The organism is Pseudomonas sp. BF-RE-21, assembly GCF_019947305.1.
Classification (GTDB): domain Bacteria; phylum Pseudomonadota; class Gammaproteobacteria; order Pseudomonadales; family Pseudomonadaceae; genus Aquipseudomonas; species Aquipseudomonas migulae.
This window is the reverse complement of record NZ_JAGYGF010000040.1, coordinates 1-21,148: the sequence shown is the minus strand read 5'-3', so window position 1 is coordinate 21,148 and position 21,148 is coordinate 1. Positions and strand designations below refer to the sequence as shown.

Here is a 21,148-nt window from a genome sequence, read left to right as displayed (position 1 = left end):
CCTGCCACGGCCCTGACACCTGCACTACACAATCCACATCAGCAGCGCGCAAAACACGCTGCCGGCCGAAAACGTCATGGCCCGCGACGACCAGGTATTGAACCAGCGCTGATAGCTCGCCAGCCCACGGTCGAGTTTGGTTTTCTGGCGCGTCCACGATTGCTGGTCGAGACGGAAGAACACATAGATCTTCACCATGGCGCCGACCAGCTGGTTGTAATAGAGAATCAGGGGATAAGCCGGCCCGACCGGGTGCCCCGACGCCAGCAACAGAAGGCTCAGGATCAGGCGCGTCACGCCGATCCAGAGCACATAAATCAGCAAGTAGGCGATGCTGTATTTGAGGCTGGCAATGATCGCCACCGACGGCCCGAGCAGGCTGGCCCACATCGATACGCGTTGGTCGAGCAACACCAGCGAGGTGAACCAGCCCAGCCGCCGCACGCCCAGGTGCAGGGCCCGTGAGTTTTGCCGCAGGTTATTGCCATACCAGCGGAACATCAGCTTGCGGCTGGCCTTGATGAAGTTCTTTTCCGGTGGATGCTCGACGGTGTTGATCGCCGCGTCGGGCACATAAAAGGTGTCGTAACCCAGCCGCATCAGGCTGTACCAACTGGACTTGTCATCGCCGGTCAAAAAGCGGAAACGCCCCAGGCGCCAGTGCTGCAGATAATCGCGCTCGACGTCTTGAATGAATCCGGGATCGGTCACCACTTGGGCGCGGAACACCGACATCCGCCCGGTCATTGTCAGCACCCGCTTGCCCAGTGCCATCGAGCACATATTGATGTGCCGCTGGGCGAACCGCAGCTTGTGCCATTCGCTCATCAGGTAGCTGCCGCGTACCTCGCAGAACTCATTGGTGGTCAACCCGCCGACGTTCGGAAAAAGCTTGAACCAGGGCACGGTCTGACGTACCAGCCCGGCGGAAAGCACGGTGTCGCCATCGACCACGGCCACCACCGCATCGGCGTCCGGCACGTGCCGGGAGATCGCCCGGAAACCATGGGCCAGGCCGTCGCGCTTGCCGGTGCCGGGAATCCGCACGAAGCTCAGCTTGACCTGCTCCGGCGGGGTATAGCTGTCCCAGAGTGCCTTGATCAGCAATTCATCGGCGAGCTCGACGATGGAACAGACCACCGTGGTCGGGTAACCACAACCGATGGCTTCTTCGATCACCGAGCGGTACACCTGCGCCGTGGTCAGCGCCTCGATCCGAAAACTGGTGACCAGCAAAAACACGTGCGACGGGTCGGCAATGCTGCCGAGCCGGGTGACTTTGCGTCTGTAGTAGGGGAACACCACATAAAGGAACAGTAACCCTCGTATGTAATGGACAGCCCCCATCGAGTAGCGCCAGATACCGACAGCCCCCAGCAACAGGAGAAAGTCCCTGGATTGGGGATCGAACACTGAGCGCGGCAGCAGCAGTGCAAGCCCCAGCAACGCGGTGACGTAAAACAGCCAGCCCGCCGCTTCGCGCAAGTAATCCCTGGCACCAGCCATACTTGTGACTCCTGTTCGATAAACCCGTATTGCCCGGGTTGCAGTTCGGTGACTCTCTTACCAGCAGATGCCTTCGAGCTGATCGTCACTGGTGTGTGGCATGAAACCCACCAGGTCAACCACCTGCTTGCCCTCGGGCACCTCAAGCGCGAGGGCTCTGAAGGACTCGTCACCGTTGCCAAGTACAATCACCTCCGCCTCGTCGATCACCTTCACAAGGTCAGCGCGTAGCAGCGAAGCCAGGTGCGGAATCTTCGATTCGATGTAGTCCTTGTTGGCGCCGTAGATGCGCGCGTATTCAACGTTGCGGTCGAAGATATGCAGGTCGTAGCCCTTGCCGATCAACATTTCGGCCAACTCCACCAGCGGGCTTTCGCGCAGGTCATCGGTGCCGGCCTTGAAGCTCAGGCCGAGCAGGGCGATACGCCGCTTGCCGTAACTGGTGATGATGTCGAAGGCTCGCTGAACCTGCGCCGCATTGCTGCGCATGATCGACGCCAGCAGCGGGTGCTCGACATCCAGTTGCCCGGCGCGGTAGTTCAGCGCACGCACATCCTTGGGCAGGCAGGAACCGCCGAACGCGAAACCTGGGCGCATGTAATAACGCGACAGGTTGAGCTTGGTGTCCTGGCAGACCACGTCCATCACATCGCGACCGTCCACGCCGGCAGCCTTCGCGATATTGCCGATCTCATTGGCGAAGGTGACTTTGGTCGCGTGCCAGACATTGCAGGTGTACTTGATCATCTCGGCCACTTCGATACTGCGGCGCAGGAGCGGCGCGTCCAGCTCTTGAAAGAGCGAGGCGAGCAGGTCGCCGCTGCGTTGGTCGAGTTCACCGATCACTGTCATGGGCGGACAGTTGTAGTCCTTGATTGCCGTACTTTCACGCAGGAACTCCGGGTTGATCGCCACACCGAAGTCGACCCCGGCCTTCTTGCCGGAACAGTCTTCCAGTATCGGGATCACCACATTCTTGACGGTGCCCGGTAGCACGGTGCTGCGCACCACCACCGTATGCCAACTGTCCTTGGTGTGCAGGGCTTCGCCGATCTCGCGGCACACGGACTCTATGTAGACCAGATCCAGATCGCCATTCTTCTTGCAGGGTGTACCGACGCAGAGGAATGACATCTGCGTGTCCATCACGGCCGCCTTTACATCACTGCTGCCGCGCAGCCGCCCCGAATTCACCCCCTGTTCGAGAAGCGGTTCCAGGCCGGGCTCGACGATAGGCGATTTGCCCTGGTTGATCAGGTCAATCTTGACTTGCGAGACATCCACCCCGATTACGTCATGACCGCGAGCAGACAGACAGCCCGCGCATACAGCGCCCACATACCCCAGACCAAATATGCTGATACGCATTGGTAAGTTCCCCATATACCCGGATTTCGGATGGCCGTCGGCATGCCACACAGGCCGACAGTTGCTCTATTTGGCTAACTAAGCGGCAGTTTGGTTCAACGTGTTTTTCGGGCCAGCAATCGCAGAACCAAGAGTGTAGACAAACATCTTCCTGGCACTGTCATTTTTTTAACAGGAATTTCGAACAGTTCGCGCCAGCAATATAAAGAGTGGGGGTTACAAGGAAGGTGCCAAAAGACAATATGTGAATTGCAAATAAAAAACATCAATAAAAACAGATGGATATCTAACTTATTTCGTTTGGTCATATGAGTAGAATATGTATTTTTGCACCAAAATCAGGCAGGTGGATATATCGTTTTTTTGAAGCGGCACTGGCGCGGTGCAACGCCAGCGTTACAATTTTGCAATCAGCCAGATCAATTTTTTATTAGAGTGTAAAGTTGCTGAGACATGTCAAATTTTCAATAACGGTTTTATTGGCGTTTTTATTATGCGTGATAGTCAATATCTTGGAGCTGCATAATATGATCAAGCAATAAAAAACCGCATTAATGCGGTTTTTTATTGCGGTTGAAATGTGAGGGAGTTAGAGGCTATTGGCCAGTTTCCCGGTGGAGAGGCGGCGCTTGTACGCGGTGTCGCGATTGGCCAGCCAGTAGTAGAGCGGCGAGGTGATGATCAGGCCCACCAGCCAGGACAGGTCAGCCCCATTGATGTGCTCCGAAATCGGCCCGACGTACAGCGGCGTGTTCATGAACGGAATCTGCACTACGATCCCGATCGCGTACGCCAACAGTGCCTGCGGGTTGTACCGGCCGTAGATGCCGCCATCGACCTTGAAGATCGAATTGATGTCGTACTGGCCTTTGTGGATGGCGTAGAAGTCGATCAGGTTGATCGCGGTCCATGGCACCAACACCACGAGCAACACCAGCACCATGTCGACGAAGTGGCCGATGAAGTTGGCAGAGGCGCCGACGGCGGCGAAGCAGCAGGCGGCGAGGAGGATGATCGACAGGATGGCGCGGCTTTTGGCGGTGGGGATCCAGCGGTAGGCGAAGGTTTGCACCAGGGTGATCAGCGACAGCACCGCGCCGTAGAGGTTGAGGGCGTTGTGGCTGATGACGCTGAGCAGGAACAGCACGAGCATCAATGGGCCGATGGAGCCGGTGGCGAGTTTGACGGCGTCCATGGTGTCCATGCCGACGGGCGTGGCGAGGACGGCGACGGCGCCGAAGATGAACGAGAGGCTGGAGCCGAGCACGGTGCCCAGATAAGTCGTCCAGAAGGTTGCGGCGACGGGCACGTTGGCCGGCAGGTAGCGCGAGTAGTCGGAGACGTAAGGCGCGAAAGCGATCTGCCAGAGTGCGGCAAGGGACACGGTGGCGAGCCAGCCGGAAATATTGAAGCTGCCGCGTGTGAGGAAGTCGGCGGTCTGCACGTGGGTGAAGATGTAGCCGAAGCCGAGCACGATACCCGCGCCGAGCACCCAGGTGCCGATGCGGTTGAGCACGTGGATGAAGCGATAGCCAATGATGCCGATGATGCCGGAACCGAGGGCGCCGATGACGATGCCGACCGGCACCGGCACGCTGTCGACCACGCCATGCAGGGACTTGCCGGCGAGGACGATATTGGAGGCGAAGAAGCCGATGTACATGATGCCGGCGATCAGCACCACCAGCAGCGCGCCGAGGGAACCGAATTGGGCGCGGCTCTGGATCATTTGCGGGATGCCCATCTGCGGGCCTTGCGCCGAGTGCAGAGCCATCAGCACGCCGCCGACCAGGTGGCCGACGAGGATGGCGACAATGCCCCACACCAGGTTGAGGTGAAACATCTGCACGCCGAGGGCGCCGGTGACGATGGGCAGCGGGGCGATGTTGCCGCCGAACCAGAGGGTGAACAGGTCACGGGTTTTGCCGTGGCGATCTTCGGGTGGCACGTAGCCGATGGTGTGTTTTTCGATGAGTGGGGCGGGGGCTGTTGCTGCGGTAACCATGACGGACTCCAAGGCAATTTTGAGTACGTGGACGTACTTCGGTGAGCGCCGCGTGGGGCGACGCTTTTCTTGTTGGAGTTGATGATGTGCGGTGGGGTGGGATAGATAAATTAGTAGTTTTGTTGGTACAGACGTTAAAAAAAGTAGGTCCATGGGTCGCCCAAAAACCCTGTGGGAGTGAGCCTGCTCGCGATGGCGGAGTGTCAGTCAACACAGGTGTTGAATGTTAGTCCGCCATCGCCGGCAAGCCGGCTCCTACAGGGTTATTTGGGGTGTTCGGGGTCGTTGCATCACCACGCCACCTGTAGGAGCCGGCTTGCCGGCGATGGCGATTTTGAGGGCGCCATCGCCAGCAAGCTGGCTCCTACAAGGGCGACGTTATTGGCTGATGAATGTGAGCATTCGTTGCAGCATTTCATCGCAACGGTTCAATTGTTCGAGGCTGACGAACTCGTCGGGTTTATGGCCCTGATCCATGCTCCCGGGGCCGCAGACAACGGTGGGGATTCCTGCTGCATCGAACAGGCCGCCCTCGGTGCCGAAGGCCACTGTTCCAAATTCCCTGGAGCCGGAAAATGCAGCGATCAACTCAGCCGCTTCGCTGTGGGCGTCCGTCGCCAATCCGGGATACGCCGACAACTCACTGAAGCGAATCTCGCTCTGTTCACTGACCGCACGCATTCGCGGCAGCACTTGCTGCTCGGCGTAGGCTTTCAATTCCTGGGCGACTTCACTTGGATCATGCGAGGGCAGGGCGCGTATTTCGAAGTCGAACCGGCAATCGGCCGGGACAATGTTCAACGCTTTGCCTCCGGAAATAACACCGGTTTGTACGGTGGAAAATGGCGGATCGAAACGCGCGTCGTGATGCTCGGGCGCTTTCAGGCGGTTACCGATCCGTCCCAGCTTACCGATCAATTCGGCGGCGTACTCAATGGCATTGACCCCAAGCGGCGCATACGCCGAATGGCACGCTTCACCGTGAATATCACAGCGCATCGCCAGTTTTCCCTTGTGCCCGAGCACCGGTTTCAGCTCAGTCGGTTCTCCAATGATGCACAGCATCGGTTTGACCAGGCGTTGTTCCAGCTCCGCCAGTAAGGAGCGTACACCGAGGCAGCCGACCTCTTCATCGTACGAAAGCGCGATGTGCACCGGCAGTCTCAGCGAAGCGTTTACCAAGGATGGAACGAGGGCAAGCACGCAAGCAATGAAGCCCTTCATGTCCGCCGTACCGCGACCGTACAACTTGCCATCGCGCTCGGTCAGTTCGAACGGCGCAACGGTCCACGGCTGGCCATCGACGGGCACCACATCGGTATGTCCCGAGAGCACGATCCCTGGCTTGTCCGCCGGGCCGATCGTGGCAAACAGATTGGCCTTGCTGCGCTGCTCGTTGTAGATCAGTTCACAAGGCACATCGAGACTCGCGAGATAGTCGCGGACAAACTCGATGAGCAGCAGGTTCGATTCGCGGCTCGTGGTGTCAAACGCCACCAGGGTTTGCAGCACGTCGCGGCTGCTGCTCATCGGTCGTCTCCGGCGACGCCGTAGCCGGGGGATTTGTCCGGGGCGAGGGCGCGGTCGATATAGTCCTGGACTTGTGGGCGGTAGGCGTCCCAGAGTTTTTCCAACCCACCGATGGGGTCTTCATCTGCCCAGTCGACCCGCAGGTTGATGATCGGCCAGGTCAGTTCGCCGACCACCACCATCGCTGCCGAATGCACCGGCCCGGCTTCGCCACCAGCGGCGATGGCGGCTTTCATCGCGGCGAGCAGGCGGTCGGCGAGTTGACCTTCGCCGTGTTCGAAGGCCTCGACCATCGCCTCGATCACGCCCCGGTCCGCAAGCATGTTGCCGGCGGCTACACATTGTTCGCCGGACACGGCGTTGTGGTTGCCCAGGGTTTGCGCGCCGCTGAAGTGGGCGGTCTGGCCGAGGTGGTCGATGGCGGTGATCTGCCGGTATTGGCTGTAGCCGTTGCGCGTGAGGACCTTGTCCAGCGCATCGAAGGGGGCGAGGCCTTGCTCCATCAGGGCGAGGACGTCCGGGCCGAGGGAGGGCAGGGTGATGTTTTGCGTCGAGACGGCGCCGACACCCGGCAGCAGCCACGGGCAGCGGGCGCCGACGGCGATGCTGGAGGAACTGATGGCGATGCCGAACTGACCGGTTTCGGGGCAACGGGCGGCGATGGAGAAGGTCATGGGTTTTGCTCCTTGGCAAATGAGGTGTCTGGGCGGGCCTCTTCGCGAGCAAGCTTCGCTCCTACAGGAAATCCAGATCACCTGTAGGAGCGAAGCTTGCTCGCGAAGGCCGCGACTCGGTCTACTCGGGAATCACCGCAATCACATCAATCTCCATCAACCACTGCGGTTGCCCCAACGCCGACACCACCAACCCGGTCGAAATCGGAAACACACCTTTCAACCACTTCCCGACTTCCTGATACACCGGCTCGCGATACCGCGGATCGATCAGGTAAGTCGTGGTTTTGACGATGTGACTGAGGTCGCTGCCAGCCTCTTCCAGCAACTGCTTGACGTTGCGCATGGCTTGCTCGGTTTGCGCACGCGGGTCGCCAAGGCCCACCAGACGGCCTTCGAAATCAGTCCCGACCTGGCCACGGACATAAACCGTATTGCCGGCGCGGACCGCCTGGCACAGGTCATTGTCCAGGCTCTGGTTCGGGTAGGTTTCCTTGGTGTTGAACATGCGAATACGGGTATGGGTTGGCGTGGACATGTGAAGCTCCTGGAAAGTGGCTTAAGCGCTGACAGTTTTTTTAGGGGCGAGCGAAACAACTTCAGCCTCGCGTTGCGCCGCATCGTGGTAGTCGAGGTACGAACGCTGAATGGCGATGTGATCCGCCACGTACTTGGCGTCATGCCAAACGCCCCAGATGAACGAAGAGCCGCGACGGGACTGCCAAGGCAAACCGAGGAAATACACCCCTGGTTCGCTCGACACACCGCGTTGATGCTGCGGTTTGCCTTTGTCGTCGAAGGCATCGACCTTCAGCCAGCTGTAGTCCGTGGCAAAACCGGTGGCCCAGATGATTGAGGTCACGCCGGCCTTGGCCAGGTCCAGCTCAAGAATCGGATGGGTCACGCAGTCCGGATCGGGGAAGGTGATACGCGCTTCCGGTTCTTGCGGCAGGTCCAGGCCATTGCGTTCGATGTAGGCGTCGGCGGCGTTGAGCAGCGCCAGATAATTCTCGTCGCCACGCGCCAGGTTCTCGGCCAGGTTCGGCTGGAAGGTCGCCACGCCGCCGTTGAACGCCTGGGTCAGGCCGACCAGCGTCATGCCGCGATGAGCGAGGCCACGGAAGTCCACCGTACGGCCGCCATGTGCGCCGCTGACCGCGATGGTCACGTGTTCGCGACCGGGCTTCATCGCCGCTTGATCCCACTCGCCAAGCACCCCCAGCCACCAGCAGAAATCACGGTTGCGATAGGCGCGAGGCGGGCGGTCGTGGGCACCGACCGAGAGGTAAACCTGCTTGCCGGCCCGCTGCAATTCATCGGCGATCTGCACGCCGGACGAGCCCGCGCCAACCACCAGCACCGCGCCTTCAGGCAGTTGCTGCGGGTTGCGATAATCGGCGGAGTGGATTTGCAGGAAAGGCTGATCCTGCGGTGCAATCGGTGGGATGACCGGACGCTGGAAAGGCCCGGTGGCGGCGACCACACGGTTAGCCTCGATCACGCCTTCAGAAGTTTCGATGGTGAAACCCGGACGGCCAACGTTGCGTTCAACTTTCAGCACGTCCACGCCGGTGCGGATCGGCGCGTTGAATTTCTTCGCGTAGGCTTCGAAGTAATCGGCCACGCGTTCTTTCGGTGCAAATTCGTCGGGGCTGAGGTCGTCAAAATCAAGGCCCGGAAAACGGTCGTGCCACGCCGGACCATTCGCCACCAGCGAATCCCAGCGCCCGGTGCGCCAGCGCTCGGCGATACGGTTGCGCTCCAGCACCAGGTGCGGCACGCCGAGTTTGCTCAGGTGTTCACTCATGGCCACGCCAGCCTGACCGGCACCAACAATCAGCGTATCTGTTTTTATTTTTTCAGTGGTCATCTCTATACCCTTCGAGTTGGATTTAGGTCGCGAACGGCCTGCCATTTCTTGGGCTCAAGACTAGGGATGACCCTGTTATCGGTAAAATATTATTAAGCTGGCATTTGAGTATAAATAACTGATGCAGAGCGTTTGACTCAGGGCCTGTTGAACCTCCACGCTGAAATATGGTTGTATAGTGCAACTATTTTTCAGGGGAGGCCTGAAGTGACCACTCATCCCGCTCTGGTTGAAGAAATCCGCTCTGCGTCGCGCACAATGGTGCGTGAGTTGGGCTTCATGCGCGCCACGCTGGCGGCGACCGACTACTCACCTTCAGCCGTACACGCGCTGCTGGAAATCGAAGCACACCTGGCGCTGACCGCCGCTCAACTCGTGCAATTGCTCGATCTGGACAAGTCCAGTGTCAGCCGCATGGTGGCCAAGCTCATCAAGGCCGGCGAGCTGGTGGAAAGTGCCGACAGCGATGGTCGCGTCAAGCGCCTGCAACTGACGAAGCAGGGCCGGCGCACGGTGGCTGCGATCCATGCTTACGGGCGAACGCAGGTCCAAACGGCGCTGGAGCACTTGAATCCATCACAACAACAAGCGGTCGCCCAGGGGCTGGCGGCGTATGCCCACGCCCTGAATGCACACCGTACCGGCGAAGGAAAAGCGCCGGGCAACCCGGTCGAGATCAGCGTCGGTTACCGTCCCGGTGTCGTTGGGCGCGTGACTGAAATGCATGCCGCCTTTTACGCCAGGCACTCAGGGTTCGGGCAATTCTTCGAGAGCAAGGTCGCCAGCGGCATCGCTGAGTTCGTGGGGCGTCTGGACCAGCCTTGCAACAACCTCTGGGTGGCGACAGTGAATGATCGCATCGTCGGCTCGATCGCCATCGACGGGCAGGATCTGGGCAATAACCAGGCCCACCTGCGCTGGTTCATCCTTGATGACGGTTGCCGTGGTGGCGGGGTGGGGCGCCAGTTGCTGCGCGAGGCGGTGGAGTTCTGCGACCGGTTCGGCTTCGAGGCGATCGAGCTGGCAACGTTCAAGGGCCTGGACGCCGCGCGTCGGCTTTATGAAGCTGAAGGTTTTGAGCTGACCCACGAACAACAAGGCAGTCAGTGGGGCAGCGTGGTGACTGAACAGCAATTCACCCGCCGCAGGGGAGGCGCAAGTCACCCGGTGAAGCTGTAAACTCCCCACACTTTTTACTTCCTCGAACAAGAGAACCCCATGGCGAACCAAGACATCACCTTCACCCCTGATCCCGACGCGGATTCCATCTCCTCCGACGTGGCCGGCTTCAACGGCATCCTGGTCTCCACGCAGATCCCGACCCGCGCCGACGGCAGCCTGGAACTGGGCGACATCACCCTGCAGAGCGAATGCACGTTGCAGGCATTGAAGGTTGCGCTGGAACGCGCCGGCAGTTCCATGGATCGCGTCATGCACCTGACCATCTACCTCACCGACATGGCCGACCGCGCCGCGTTCAACGAGGTGTACAAGCGCTTCTTCGCCAAGCCGTGGCCGGTGCGTGCGGCAGTGGGCGTGGCCTCGCTGGCAGTTGAAGGCATGCGTGTGGAAGTGACCGCGATGGCAGCCAAGGGCTGAGCAAAATGGTAGGAGCAGCCGGTCGACGCTCGATTGCTCGCGATGAACTCAGGCGCAACGCGCTTATTCAGAAAGCCCGCGTTATCGTTGGCCTCCATCGCGAGCAGGCTCGCTCCTACAGGGAAAGTGTTGGGCTTTCTCATCACATTTATGTGATTTTGGTATTAGTGCTATCCGATTAGTACTGTTTATCAATCAATAGTCTGAGGGTAAGTTGCTTCTCTGCGTTTCTCGCCGAGAGCACCCCATGACCCATCCCGTTATTCTCTATCGTGTTTCAGCCCTGGCAAAGGCAGGCACCCTGTGTTTTGCCCTGTGCACCTCTGCGGTCGCCGAAGCGGACGAGCGCAGTCCGCTGGTCATCAAGGAGCAGGGCAGCGTGATTGCCGGCGGGAGGGTTGAGACTCAGCCGGGCATCTTTGACCCGTACAAGCCTGCCCTGTCTGATGGCCAAAGCTACCATGGCGACCATGTGTATGCGTTCTACCAGGTCCCGGTTGACGCTCGCCCGTTGCCGATTGTCATGTGGCATGGCGCGGGGCAGTCTGCGAAATCCTGGGAAACGACGGCTGACGGACGCGAAGGGTTTCAGAACATCTTCTTGCGTCGCGGCTTCTCCACCTGGTTGATCGACCAGCCGCGCCGTGGCGATGCAGGACGCAGTCTGGTTGAAACGACGATCAAACCGGTGGCGGACGAGCAGATGTGGTTCAACCAGTTCCGCATTGGCCTGTGGCCCGACACTTTCGAGGGCAGCCAATTCCCTCGGGGGCCGCAGGCGCTGGAGCAGTTCTTCCGCTCGATGACACCCAACACCGGCCCTTATGACATTGAGGTCGTATCCGATGGCGTTTCCGCGCTGCTGGAAAAGACGGGACCGGCCATTCTGTTTACCCACTCGCAAGGTGGCGGGCCCGGTTGGCTGACGGCGATCAAGAGCCGCAATGTGCGGGCTATCGTCGCATTTGAACCGGGCAGCAGCTTCGTGTTTCCCGAGGGGGAGGGGCCCGTGCCGATCCCCAGCGCATTCGACACAGTCTCGGCACAGATCGTCTCGAAGGAACAGTTCGAAGCGCTGACCCGTATCCCCATCCTCATCTTCTACGGCGACAACATCCCCGACAAACCGGTTCGTTTGCCTGCTCAGGACAGCTGGCGCGCGCGGCTTGAGATGGCGCGCCTGTGGCGTGATGCGGTGAATCGCCATGGCGGTGACGTAAAGCTCATTCATTTGCCGGAGATCGGGATCAAGGGCAATAGCCACTTCCCGTTTTCTGACTTGAACAACATCGAGATCGCGGACCTGGTTTCGACCTTCCTCGCAGAAAAAAATCTTGATTGATTACGCGCACGGCCATGGCTGCCGTGCACCTTGGAAACAGGAATTGGCAGGAATATTCATATGACGCGAACCACGATAAAGGCCACATTCCTGGCCGCCATGATCGGGATGTCCGGAGCCGAAGTCGAGGCAGGGGACTACAAGCAGAATCCATTCACATTGACCTACGGTGGCGCGCTGACGAAGAACGAGCCCGGAAAGGTCAACATCCATCCGGTCACCTACAAACTCAATGGCCTGGACATTGCCGCCAACGTTTACACCCCCGCGAACTATGACTCGGCGAAGAAGTACCCGGTTGTTGTCGTGGCGCATCCCAATGGCGGGGTGAAGGAGCAGGTTGCAGGCCTGTATGCCCAGCGCCTGGCAGATCAGGGCTATATCACGATCACTGCGGATGCGGCGTATCAGGGAGGCAGTGGCGGTCAGCCGCGCAACGTCGACAAACCAACGAACCGCGTCGAAGACATCCATGGCATGGCGGATTTTATCGCTGGCTATCCGGGCGCCGACGGCTCGCGTTTGGGCTTGCTCGGTATCTGCGGCGGTGGCGGCTATTCATTGAAGGCGGCGCAAACCGACAAGCGCTTCCAGTCCATCGCAACGGTGAGCATGTTCAATTCCGGACTGGTACGGCGCAATGGCTACAGGGATTCGCAGCTGTCCACCGTTCAGGAGCGTTTACGGCAGGCTTCGGCTGCCCGTGCCCAGGAAGCGGCGGGCGGAGAAATCCTCTACATCGGCGATGCCAAACTCACCGACGAGCAGATCGCCAAGCTGCCATTTGATTTGTATCGGCAGGGTTTTGAGTACTACGGCAAGACTCATGCTCACCCCAACTCGACCTTCAGATACACCCTGAGCAGCCTGCTGGACCTGATGAGCTTCGATGCGACGGATCAGATCGAACTGATCGACAAGCCGTTGCTGATGATCGCGGGCAGCAAGGCGGACAGCCTGTATATGTCGGAGCAAGCCTTTGCCAAGGCCACCGGTACACAGGACAAGAAGCTGTTCACCATCGATGGCGCAACTCATATCGAAACCTATTGGGTGCCTGAGTATGTTGACGTCGCCATTGCGCAGTTGAACGCGTTTTACGCCAGAACGCTCTGACTTGGGGGGCATTATGAAAAACACTCTTTTGGGGATCGCGGTTTGCGTCGCAGCGCCCTTCGCCAGCGCTGCGGGTGCTGAAAGTGCCGGTGAGTCCCGGTCCGTTCAGCAGATCAGTCGCGCAGGCTCCCAATCTTCCACAGCGGGACCGGCGGATTATTTTACCGGGCAAGTACGCGTCGACCCCTTGTTCCCCGTCACGAATGAAATCAATGCGTCCAGCGCCTACGTGACCTTCGAGCCGGGGGCGCGTTCGGCCTGGCACACCCATCCCGCAGGCCAGCGATTGGTGGTGGTTTCCGGTGTGGGCTTGACCCAGGAGTGGGGCAAGCCTGTGCAGGAAATCCTCCCCGGCGACGTGATCGTCTGCCCGCCGGGCGTCAAGCATTGGCACGGCGCCGCACCGTCAAGTGCCATGACCCATCTGGCGGTGACCGGTGCTGTGAATGGCAAAAGTGTGGATTGGCTGGAGAAAGTCACCGACGATCAATACCGCGCCCACGAACCCGTGACGCCGACATCAATGTCCACCGAAAATCTCGCTTCCGAGGTGCTGTCCGCGAGGCAGCAAGCCATCCCGCTGATTGCTGCCCATATGGCCAGCAGCAACATGCCGGGGCTGAATACTGCATTGAATCAGGGGCTGGACGCGGGCCTGACCGTCAGCGAGGCGAAGGAAATACTGGTGCAACTCTACGCCTACACCGGTTTTCCACGCAGCCTCAACGCACTTGGCGAGCTGATGAGGGTTGTGGAGGTGCGCAAGAAAAACGGCATCCAGGACGATCCGGGGCGCGAGCCCGGTCGTGTCATTCCCACCGGTGGTGAACTGCTGTCGGTGGGCAAGGCCAATCAGACCCGTATTGCCGGTGCGCCTGTTCAGGGCCCGCTGTTCGACTTCGCACCTGTCATCAACCAGTATCTGCAGGCGCATTTGTTCGGCGATATTTTCGAGCGCGATAACCTGGACTGGCAAAGTCGTGAGTTGGCCACGGTCGCAGCGTTGGCCGTCACTCCCGGTGTGGAGTCGCAGCTGCGTTCGCACATGGCCGCGAGCCTGCGGGTCGGCCTGAGCGTTTCGCAATTGCGTCAATTGGTCCGGCTGCTGGCGGAGCAAGGTCATGCCGATGCAGCCAAACGTGCCGACGCGGCGCTGAATGCTGCCCAGGCAAATCAACCCAAATAGCGCAGGGCTTCGCGCAGCAGTGCGAAGGCGGGCGAGCTCTGGCGTCGGCTCGGGTAATAGAGGTGGTACCCCGAGAACGGCTCGCACCAATCCGCGAGCACGCGAATCAACCGGCCTTGCGCAATATGCTCCTGCACCTGGTCTTCGGGCATATAGGCCAGCCCCAACCCCTGAAGGGCGGCCTCCATGCGCATGGCGATGTTGTTGAACACCATTTGGCCTTCGACGCGTACGTTCAGTTCTTGCCCATCCTTCTCGAACTCCCAGAGAAAGAGGCCGCCGTAGGTGGGCATGCGCAGCGTAATGCAGTTGTGCTGCATGAGGTCGCTTGGGATGTCTGGCTTTGAATGCCGGGCGAAATACGCCGGGGAGCCGACAACCGCCATGCGCATGTCGGGACCGATGCGCATGGCGATCATGTCTTTGGCGACCTGCTCACCCAGCCGAACACCAGCGTCGAAGCCTTCCGCCACAATGTCAGTCAGGCCGTAGTCGACGATGATTTCGATATTGAGATCGGGATTGTCGGGCAGCAGCTTCGCAAGTACTGGTTGCAGGACCGTAATCGCGGAATGCTCGCCGGCGGTAATACGCAGTTTACCTGCGGGCTTGTCGCGGAATTCGCTGAGCAATGCCAGCTCGATGTCGATCTCTTCGAACCTTGGGGCGATCACTTTCAGCAGATGTTCGCCCGCTTCCGTGGGGGATACGCTGCGCGTGGTGCGAGACAGTAACCTGACGCCCAGTCGTTCCTCCAGCTGGCGCATGGCCCGGCTCAATGCGGGCTGTGACATGCCCAGCCTGGCAGCGGCGCGGGTGAAACTGCGCTCCTGCGCCACGGCCGAGAAGATCGCGAGTTGGTCGTAGCTTTCAACGGTCATTTGTACATCCCTGGGTCACGTTTCCAAAGAGGAACGAGGAGCTTACCTTGAGGCCTGCGAAAGCGCTTTGCAGGATGTCGAAAAGACCGCGTCACGTCAGGTTATTCAGCAACCATTCGATAAAACTGCGCGCCAACGGATTGTTCTCACTGTCCCGGTGCGTCAACAACGCCCAATTCGGCCCGCGAATGGTTTCCTCCACCAACGGTTGCAGCAGTCCGTTGTCACGCGCCTGCCGACTCAGCAACTGGCTGACCAGCGCAATCCCTAACCCCGCGCACGCCGCGTCCAGCAGCAATCCGGGGTCGGAAAAATTCAACCCCTGATCCTTCTGCCCCACATCGATGCCGGCCTCGACGTCCCAATGGCTCCAGTCCATTTCCCGCTCGCCGTGCAGGGTGGTGCGCTGTTCGATGGGCACGGCCAATACATCGGGATGACACGCCGGATAGAGGCGATCGGCGTGCAGCACTTTGAAGCTGCATTCGGCCTGGGAGCTGATGTCATCGCGCACAGCGAGGTCGATGGTCTGGGTGGCCATGTCCGGGACTTCATCGGTGCTGAAAATCCACAGATCAACCTCCGGATGCTGCCGGCGAAAATCCCCAAGACGTGGCAGCAGCCAATGACGAGCGAATGTCGGCGTGGTGTTGAGCACCAGTTGGTTGGGTTTCTGGTATTGCCCGAGACGACGAATGCCGACCGATAATTGCTGCAGCAACGCCTGCGTGGTGCTGAGCAAATCGTGTCCGGCATCGGTCAGGCTGACGCTGCGTCCACTGCGAAAAAACAGCGGCTGCTCAAGGTACGCCTCAAGCGTTCGAATCTGCTGGCTGATCGCCGATTGGGTCAGGTGCAGCTCGTCGGCGGCCTTGTGAAAACTGCCCAGGCGAGCGGCGGCTTCAAAGCCGCGAAGGGTGCTGAGCGGGGGCCAGTGCTTGAGCATATTGATAAGTTCCTCTAATCACTTTTCTGCAAAATCCATCGTTTGTTCGCCCGTTTTTACAGCCGTAGCATGCATGCCAAGACCGCAAAGGTCATTTTCATTGAACACAATGACTTAACTCAAGGGCGATTGTCATGCAGCAGAACGAACTTCAGAACAGCGGCTGGTTGATGCCGGCAGAATGGGTAAGGCACGCAGCGACCTGGATGGTCTGGCCACACAATCAGGCACTCTGGGAGTCGGGTTGGCGCGTCACCCTCGCACAAGTGCAAAAGGATTTCGCCGGGGTAGCCAACGCCATCGCTCGTTTCGAACCGGTGAAAATGGTCGTTGATCCGTCGGCTGTCGCGAGTGCCAAGGCGCTTTGTGGGCCAAACATCGAACTGATCGAATTGGCGGTAAACGACAGTTGGTGCCGCGACTCCGGCCCAAGCTTCGTTTGCCACCCGCAACAAGGGCTGGCCGGTGTGAGCTGGCGTTTCAATGCGTGGGGCGGCAAGTCGGCGCACGATCTGGATGAAGGCCTGGCGCGCCGCGCACTCAATCACCTGGGCTTGCCGTGCTTCGGCACTCCGCTGAGTAACGAAGGCGGGGCGATCCATGTCGACGGCGAGGGCACGCTGATCACCACCGAGTCGGTGTTGCTCAATCCTAACCGTAACCCTGGGATGACCAAGGCTGAGATGGAGGAGATTTTCACGCGTCTGCTGGGCGTGAAGAAAACCATCTGGCTGCCGGGCGATCCGGACTACGTGACCGGCGACATGACTGACGGCCATGTCGATGGTGTCTGCGCATTCGCACGCCCCGGCGTGTTGCTGGTGGACGCGACTCACGACAAGCAGTCGGTGTATGCCGAAGTGGCTCGCGAGAATCGCCGTGCGCTGGAACTGGCCACCGATGCCCAAGGCCGGAAGTTCGAGCTGATCGAGCTCTATGAAGCCACCGATGCGGTGGACACTGAGGCTGAAGTGTTCTGCGCCTCGTACACCAATTTCTACATCGCCAACGACGCGATCATCATGCCGGCCTACGGCATCGACGCCGACCACGCAGCGGCCGAAGTGTTGGCCCAGGCATTCCCTGGGCGTGAAGTGGTGCTGGTGCGGATCAACCATCTGGCCCATGGCGGCGGCGGGGTGCATTGCATCACCCAACAGCAGCCTGCCTGGCCAGTGAAGGGTTGATGCCATGACTCTATTGACGATTGCTACCACCCAAATGCCCTGCACCTGGGATTTGCCGCGCAACCTCGACCTTGCCGAGCAGTTGGTTCGCGAGGCCGCGGCGAAGGGCGCTCAAGTCATCCTGTTGCAGGAGCTGTTTGCCACGCCGTATTTCTGCATCGAGCAAAGCCACAAACACTTGGCACTGGCCGAGGAATATCAATACAGCCGTGTACTCAAACGCTTTGCCGCCTTGGCCAAGGAGTTGGGCGTGGTGCTGCCGCTGAGCTGGTTCGAGAAGGCCGGCAATGCCTATTTCAATTCTCTGAGCGTGGCGGATGCCGACGGACGCTTGTTGGGCGTGTATCGCAAGACCCACATCCCCAACGCCATCGGTTATCAGGAGAAGGAATACTTCAGCCCCGGCGATACCGGTTTCCGGGTCTGGGACACCGCGTTCGGGCGCCTCGGTGTGGGGATCTGCTGGGATCAGTGGTTCCCCGAGACCGCCCGTTGCCTGGCGTTGATGGGCGCTGAAGTCTTGCTGTTTCCCACCGCCATCGGTTCTGAACCTGGCTGCGCCGAGCTGGATTCCCGTGACCACTGGCAGATGACCATGCGTGGCCATGCGGCCGCGAATATCCTGCCGGTGGTGGCCGCCAATCGCGTCGGCCGAGAAGCGGCGACCACCGATCCGACCTTGCAAATGGGCTTCTATGGCTCGTCGTTCATCTGCAATCACAAGGGCAAACTGCTCGCCGAGGCCGACCGTGACAGCACTGGCGTGCTGGTGCACAGCCTGGACTTGAGCGCCATGCGCGAAGAGCGCCTGAGCTGGGGCATCTACCGCGACCGTCGCCCGGAGATGTACGGGGCGTTGTTGAGTCAGGACGGTCGTCACCTTCATGCACGCTGGAACACTCAAGGAGTTTGATATGGGCATTGCGCACACGTTGTTGCTCGGCACCTTGGGGTTGGCACTGGCCTCGTCGTCGCTGCACGCCGAAGAGAAAACCCTCAGGCTGTACAACTGGGCCGATTATTTTGCCGAGGACACGCTGGCGAAATTCACCGCTGAAACCGGGATCAAAGTGATCTATGACGTCATGGATGGCAGCGAAACGCTGGAAGCCAAGATGCTCGCCGGTGGCAGCGGTTATGACCTGATCTTCCCTGGCGACACGGTGGCCGAACGCTTGATGCGCGCCGGCAGCCTGCTGCCGCTGGACCGCAGCAAACTCACCGCGCTGGACGACATCGAGCCCGGTTTGCAGAAACTGCGCAGGCAGTATGAAACTTCGAGTCAGGCCACCGTGCCTTACACGTGGGGCACCATCGGCCTGACCTACAATGATGAGCAGATCAAACAGCGCTTGCCCGATGCACCGGTCAACAGCCTCGATATGTTGTTCAAGCCGGAGCTGGCCGGCAAATTTGCCGACTGCGGTATTTCGATGATCGACTCACCGGATGAAGTGCTCGCCGTGGTGCTCAATTACCTCGGTCGGGAACCGCGCAGCGCCAGGCCCGAAGACCTCGCGGCGGCGAGTGAATTGCTGATGAAATTGCGGCCACACATTCGCAAGTTCCAGTCGCAGCCGGTGACCGATCTGGTTAATGGCAATCTGTGCGTGTCGCTCGGTTACAGCGGCGACATGACCCAGGCGCAACGGACGTCCGACAGCGCCGGCAAAAGCACCCGATTCGAGTACCGCATCCCCCGTGAAGGCACCACCGTGTGGATGGACACCATGGCGATTCCGGTCGATGCGAAACATCCGGAGTACGCTTATGCGTTCATCAACTTCGTCATGCGCCCGCAGAACATGGCCGACATCAGTAACTTCACCGGCTACCCGACCTCCAACGCCAAGGCGCGGCCGAGCGTCGATGCGACAATGCGCAACAACCCGGACATTTACCTCGATGAGGCCACCTATGCGCGGCTGATTCCGGGCAAGGACATCCCCCAATCCGATATGCGCGCGCGGATGCGCACCTGGACCAAGTTCAAGACGGCCACCGCAAAATGAGTTCACTTTCCAAGGATCAATACATGTCGACGCGTCGCGAGTTCATCAAGCAGGTTTCGGTCGTGGCGGGGATGGGGGCGGTTGCCTCCATCGGTTTTGGCCTGACGCCTTTGTCCGCGCACGCAGCCACCCAAGTCGGTTGGCGCATGCCGGATGAGGGCGATCGCCACGAGCAAGCCTTCATTGCTTTTGGTGCACAAGAGGCGATCTGGGAGGATTTCACCGCCGACGTGCAAGCGGCCATTGGCCTGATTGCGCGCACCATCGCCCGCCATGAACCGGTTACCGTTTTCTGTCGCGAGCACGAGCGGAGCCTGGCCGAAGAGCATTGCGGCAAGAGCAACATCACCTACGTCGTCACCGAACTCGACGACATCTGGATGCGCGACATCGGCGCCAACTTCGTCATTGATGACAAGGGCGTACTTGGCGCCGTGGATTTCAACTTCAATGGCTGGGGCAACAAACAGCAGCACAGCGAAGATGCGCAACTGGCGGCACAGGTGGCCGACGCCACGGATGCGCGTTACCTGCGCAGCGAACTGGTGGGCGAGGGCGGCGGCATCGAAGTGGATGGTCACGGCACCGGGATCATGACCGAGAGCAGCTGGATCAATAAAAATCGCAACCCGGACTGGAGCAAGGCCGAGGTCGAGGAAGAACTGAAAGCCCGCTTGGGCCTGCGCAAAATCATTTGGCTGCCGGGCATCAAGGGCAAGGACATCACCGATGCGCATGTCGATTTCTACGCCCGTTTCGTCAAGCCTGGCGTGGTGATCGCCAACCTCGACAACGACCCCGAGTCATACGATTACAAGGTCACGCGAGCTCATCTGGATATTCTGAAAAATGCCACGGATGCCGATGGCCGCAAGCTGCAGGTCCATACCGTGTCGCCGCCGCTTAATCCACGAAAGAGCAGGTTCAACCGCAGCAACCCGGACTTTGCAGCGGGCTATATCAACTACTTCGTGATCAACGACGCGGTGATTGCGCCGGAGTTTGGTGACAAGGTGGCAGATGCCAAAGCCTTTGATCTGTTGTCCGGGCTTTATCCTGATCGAGAGGTGGTGCAACTGAACATCGACGCGATCTCGGCCGGCGGTGGCGGTATTCATTGTGTGACCAGTCATCAGCCGTTGGTTTAGTCTGCGATGCTCCACTGCTTGAGCCTGGTCGGGAGCTTTGTATGAAGGTTGGCGTGATTTCCGATACCCATGGACTGCTCCGCCCTGAGGCCCTTGCGGCTTTGGAGGGGTGTGAACGGATCATCCATGCGGGCGACATCGGCAGCTCCGAAATCCTTGAGCAGCTTGGGGCAATCGCTCCACTGCATGTCGTGCGCGGGAACAATGATCTTGATGCTCCCTGGGCAAAGGATCTTGCAGATTGCCTGCGTTTCGACCTCGGCGGGTTGGAGACCTTGTTGGTACATGACATCGCCGATGTCCCGGCCGAGCTTGATGCGACGGTCAAGCTGGTGATCACCGGCCATTCGCACAAGCCGTGCATCGAATGGCGCAGTGAAGTGCTTTATCTCAATCCGGGTAGTGCGGGACGCAGGCGCTTCAAACTGCCGGTGACGCTGGCGTTGCTGGAGGTATTCGAGACTGCTTTAGAACCGCGCCTGGTCTCGCTGTTGGAGTGAAGTGCGCGAAGCAACAATGGCTCGTTTGCGGGATTGGGTGAGGCTTGGTCTTGCGTACACCGCTGCACTGTAGGAGCTGGCTTGCCAGCGATGGACTCACAGGCGCCGCGTTTATTCTGTAGAAACGCTTAATCGTTAACGACCATCGCCGGCAAGCCGGCTCCTACAGGGTTTGGGTGAGGCTGGGTCTTGTGTGCGCCGCTGCACTGTAGGAGCTGGCTTGCTGGCGATGGACTCACAGGCGCCGCGTTTATTCTGTAGAAACGCTTAATCGTTAA

19 protein-coding genes are annotated in these 21,148 nt (G+C 59.6%); 10 read left to right on the top strand and 9 right to left on the bottom strand.

The features are described from left to right. Positions 1-24: 24 nt before the first annotated feature. The 7 genes from KGB25_RS21860 to KGB25_RS21830 all read right to left on the bottom strand — a co-directional run bounded on the left by KGB25_RS21860 (position 25) and on the right by KGB25_RS21830 (position 8,953). Positions 25-1,506, bottom strand: a complete 1,482-nt coding sequence (locus KGB25_RS21860) for a glycosyltransferase family 2 protein (RefSeq protein ID WP_008038964.1) — start codon at positions 1,504-1,506, stop codon at positions 25-27. 57 nt (positions 1,507-1,563) lie between these two features. Next, entirely contained in the window at positions 1,564-2,874 is a 1,311-nt protein-coding gene (locus KGB25_RS21855; protein ID WP_008027175.1) for a nucleotide sugar dehydrogenase, read from the bottom strand. A 589-nt stretch (positions 2,875-3,463) separates the two neighbouring features. Next, complete coding sequence (locus KGB25_RS21850) at positions 3,464-4,879, bottom strand: purine-cytosine permease family protein (RefSeq protein WP_223436605.1); 1,416 nt, start codon at positions 4,877-4,879, stop codon at positions 3,464-3,466. Between the two features lie 378 nt (positions 4,880-5,257). After that, complete coding sequence (gene argE, locus KGB25_RS21845) at positions 5,258-6,409, bottom strand: acetylornithine deacetylase (RefSeq protein ID WP_223436602.1); 1,152 nt, start codon at positions 6,407-6,409, stop codon at positions 5,258-5,260. Continuing rightward, a complete protein-coding gene (locus tag KGB25_RS21840) occupies positions 6,406-7,083 on the bottom strand; it encodes a DUF1028 domain-containing protein (RefSeq protein WP_008038956.1) in 678 nt (225 codons plus the stop codon). The genes argE and KGB25_RS21840 overlap by 4 nt, the downstream gene beginning before the upstream one ends. Before the next feature lie 121 nt (positions 7,084-7,204). Then, entirely contained in the window at positions 7,205-7,621 is a 417-nt protein-coding gene (locus KGB25_RS21835) for a RidA family protein (protein WP_008038953.1), read from the bottom strand. Between the two features lie 21 nt (positions 7,622-7,642). Next, positions 7,643-8,953: a flavin-containing monooxygenase gene (locus KGB25_RS21830; protein WP_032832474.1), complete on the bottom strand. Its 1,311-nt coding sequence runs from the start codon at positions 8,951-8,953 to the stop codon at positions 7,643-7,645. A 207-nt stretch (positions 8,954-9,160) separates the two neighbouring features. Between KGB25_RS21830 and KGB25_RS21825 the strand changes: the two genes are divergently transcribed. The 5 genes from KGB25_RS21825 to KGB25_RS21805 all read left to right on the top strand — a co-directional run bounded on the left by KGB25_RS21825 (position 9,161) and on the right by KGB25_RS21805 (position 14,196). After that, positions 9,161-10,132 (top strand): GNAT family N-acetyltransferase, encoded by a 972-nt coding sequence (locus KGB25_RS21825; RefSeq protein WP_223436600.1) that lies wholly within the window; start codon positions 9,161-9,163, stop codon positions 10,130-10,132. A gap of 39 nt (positions 10,133-10,171) precedes the next feature. After that, positions 10,172-10,552, top strand: a complete 381-nt coding sequence (locus tag KGB25_RS21820; protein ID WP_008027160.1) for a RidA family protein — start codon at positions 10,172-10,174, stop codon at positions 10,550-10,552. A gap of 247 nt (positions 10,553-10,799) precedes the next feature. Next, entirely contained in the window at positions 10,800-11,894 is a 1,095-nt protein-coding gene (locus KGB25_RS21815) for an alpha/beta hydrolase (protein ID WP_223436598.1), read from the top strand. A gap of 60 nt (positions 11,895-11,954) precedes the next feature. Further along, complete coding sequence (locus tag KGB25_RS21810) at positions 11,955-13,010, top strand: alpha/beta hydrolase (protein ID WP_223436596.1); 1,056 nt, start codon at positions 11,955-11,957, stop codon at positions 13,008-13,010. A gap of 13 nt (positions 13,011-13,023) precedes the next feature. Next, positions 13,024-14,196 (top strand): cupin domain-containing carboxymuconolactone decarboxylase family protein, encoded by a 1,173-nt coding sequence (locus KGB25_RS21805; RefSeq protein ID WP_223436594.1) that lies wholly within the window; start codon positions 13,024-13,026, stop codon positions 14,194-14,196. Here the strand turns inward: KGB25_RS21805 and KGB25_RS21800 are convergent. After that, on the bottom strand, positions 14,184-15,077 hold the full coding sequence (locus tag KGB25_RS21800) for a LysR family transcriptional regulator (protein ID WP_223436592.1): 894 nt from the start codon (positions 15,075-15,077) through the stop codon (positions 14,184-14,186). The two genes, KGB25_RS21805 and KGB25_RS21800, sit on opposite strands and share 13 nt — an antisense overlap. A gap of 91 nt (positions 15,078-15,168) precedes the next feature. Beyond that, complete coding sequence (locus KGB25_RS21795) at positions 15,169-16,023, bottom strand: LysR substrate-binding domain-containing protein (RefSeq protein WP_223436590.1); 855 nt, start codon at positions 16,021-16,023, stop codon at positions 15,169-15,171. A 134-nt stretch (positions 16,024-16,157) separates the two neighbouring features. Between KGB25_RS21795 and KGB25_RS21790 the strand changes: the two genes are divergently transcribed. Genes KGB25_RS21790 through KGB25_RS21770 form a run of 5 tightly spaced genes read left to right on the top strand, consistent with a single transcriptional unit; the run spans position 16,158 to position 20,870 of the window. Beyond that, positions 16,158-17,210, top strand: coding sequence for an agmatine/peptidylarginine deiminase (locus tag KGB25_RS21790; protein WP_223436588.1), 1,053 nt, complete (start codon positions 16,158-16,160; stop codon positions 17,208-17,210). Between the two features lie 4 nt (positions 17,211-17,214). Beyond that, the gene (gene aguB, locus KGB25_RS21785) at positions 17,215-18,123 is read left to right on the top strand and encodes an N-carbamoylputrescine amidase (protein WP_223436585.1); all 909 of its coding nucleotides are present in this window, start codon (positions 17,215-17,217) and stop codon (positions 18,121-18,123) included. A gap of 1 nt (position 18,124) precedes the next feature. After that, a complete protein-coding gene (locus tag KGB25_RS21780; protein ID WP_192415795.1) occupies positions 18,125-19,222 on the top strand; it encodes an extracellular solute-binding protein in 1,098 nt (365 codons plus the stop codon). A gap of 23 nt (positions 19,223-19,245) precedes the next feature. Beyond that, entirely contained in the window at positions 19,246-20,370 is a 1,125-nt protein-coding gene (locus KGB25_RS21775) for an agmatine/peptidylarginine deiminase (RefSeq protein WP_223436583.1), read from the top strand. 41 nt (positions 20,371-20,411) lie between these two features. Then, positions 20,412-20,870, top strand: coding sequence for a metallophosphoesterase family protein (locus KGB25_RS21770; RefSeq protein ID WP_223436581.1), 459 nt, complete (start codon positions 20,412-20,414; stop codon positions 20,868-20,870). The last annotated feature ends 278 nt before the right edge of the window (positions 20,871-21,148 follow it).